At 70.4% G+C, this 1745-nt stretch carries 2 protein-coding genes and 1 pseudogene; 2 read left to right on the top strand and 1 reads right to left on the bottom strand.

Annotated elements, in window-relative coordinates:
* Nucleotides 1-500: hypothetical protein (locus ACFU7Y_RS43660; RefSeq protein WP_380772012.1), on the top strand; the 500-nt coding region annotated here is incomplete at its 5' end.
* Nucleotides 501-507: 7 nt separating this feature from the next.
* Here the strand turns inward: ACFU7Y_RS43660 and ACFU7Y_RS43655 are convergent.
* A pseudogene (locus tag ACFU7Y_RS43655) lies at nt 508-1073 on the bottom strand (DUF2306 domain-containing protein).
* 269 nt (nt 1074-1342) lie between these two features.
* On the opposite strand from ACFU7Y_RS43655, the gene ACFU7Y_RS43650 reads away from it, so the two are divergent.
* The gene (locus tag ACFU7Y_RS43650) at nt 1343-1729 is read left to right on the top strand and encodes a fucose-binding lectin II (RefSeq protein ID WP_224277143.1); all 387 of its coding nucleotides are present in this window, start codon (nt 1343-1345) and stop codon (nt 1727-1729) included.
* Nucleotides 1730-1745 lie beyond the last annotated feature (16 nt).

Raw genomic sequence — 1745 nt, 5'->3', positions numbered from 1 at the left:
GAGGTGTGGACCACCGCCAAGGACGGCGTGGCGCCCGCCCTGCTCCCGCCCCCGCCGCCAAGCCCACCGTCGCCGAGCGCATCTTCGACGCCTTCGTGACCGGCACCTGGACGATCGAGTCCACCAGCACGCGCGGCGACAAGGCCCACGGCAAGATCACCATCGAGTCCGGCGGCCGCAACGGCGGCTGGACGCTCGTCTGGGACGACCTCGACGGCAAGCCCGTCACCTGGCGCGGCAGTCTGCTGCTGCGTGGCGGGCACCTGTCGCTGAGCTTCTTCGAGGGCCCCAAGGCGCTGATGGCCGGGCGCGGCCCCGAGGCCCTCCAGGTGCCGGACAGCGTCGGCGAGTCCGGGCAGCTGTCCTTCCCCTGGACGCCACCCGGCGCCACCGCCGGCAGCACCAAGGACAAGCTGGACGTCAGCTACTCGGGCAACACCCTGCGCATCGTCCACACGGCGGGCCACAGCCCCACCACCCACGTCTGCACCCGCATCTGAGCGGCGCTCACGCCACCGCCCCGGCGACGGGGCGGCGGCGGGTGAACCAGCAGGCCAGCAGGAGGTTGGGCACCCAGCACAGCCAGGCGATGGCGGTGTAGGAGGTCCGGAAGTCCAGGCGCGCGGCCGTCGCGGCGAGCAGCATGAGGCGCAGCGTGACGGCGGCGAAGGTGAGCGCGAAGCTGCGGATCATCCAGCGGCGGTGGTCGATCACCCGGCCGTCCAGGATCGCCCGCAGCCCGGCGCCGCCGGTCACCAGCCAGGCCACGGCCAGGCAGGCGAAGCCGAGCCCGGCGACCGCTCCCCGTACGCGACCGGCGCCAGCAGCAGCGCCCCCACCCCGCCGACCAGGCAGGCGAGCAGGTAGGTGACGCCGATGCGGCGGTGCCGGCGCGGGCTGCGTTCGCGCAGGCGGGTGGAGAACTGCCACGGCCCGACCGCCAGGGCCGTGACCGCTCCGAAGATGTGGATGTAGAGCGGGACTTCGTGGCTCAGGTAGGTGGCGCGCTGGTGCTCGAAGAACACCGCCGGGTCGAAGCTGATGTACTTGGCGGAGATGACGACGATGAGCATGGAGAGCACCGTCATGACGGCCCAGCCGGCCCGTGTGATGCGCATGGACCGAGTCTGGGGCCTGCTGCCGTGGGCCGGCATCCGGATTGCCCCCGAGAAGAACCCCCAGAGAACCCCACCTCCCTTGCTGGGAAGCGCAGTTGAAACCTGACATCGAGATCATTCCCTCGAAGGGGTTGTCCCGGTCCGGAGTTCCTTGGAATCGATCCCGGCGCGGCTAGCGTGAGCGGCGATCCCCCTGAGAACTCCCTCTGGAACGAAGGAATCCCATGTCCGACGCCTACGTCTACGTCAAGGACAACACGGCCGAGATCAGCCTGCCCGCCGACGCCAAGGTGACCGTCAAGGCCAAGACCAACTCGTCCAGCACCCAGCAGGTGCGGCTCACCGGCAAGGACGGCACGGTGGACCTGCTGTTCAGCGGGACGGGCGAGCACAACACCGCCATCGGCCAGGAGACCATCACCGGGCCGGCCGTCCTCACCGCCGTCTTCGAGTTCGCCGCGGCCGACGGCGCCTTCCGGCCGAGCAAGCTCAACTCCGGCGGCCCGTACGCGATCGGCAACTACAACCTGCTGGTGGTCGTCGCCGAGAACGGCGACGACGCCGACTACAACGACACCATCCTCGAATTCAGCTGGCACACGCCGAGGTAGCCGCAGGGGCAGCGGG

This window comes from Kitasatospora sp. NPDC057542 (assembly GCF_042801945.1).
Taxonomy (GTDB): Bacteria; Actinomycetota; Actinomycetes; order Streptomycetales; family Streptomycetaceae; genus Kitasatospora.
Note: the sequence above shows the minus strand (reverse complement) of the source record. Positions and strands in the feature narration are given on the sequence as shown.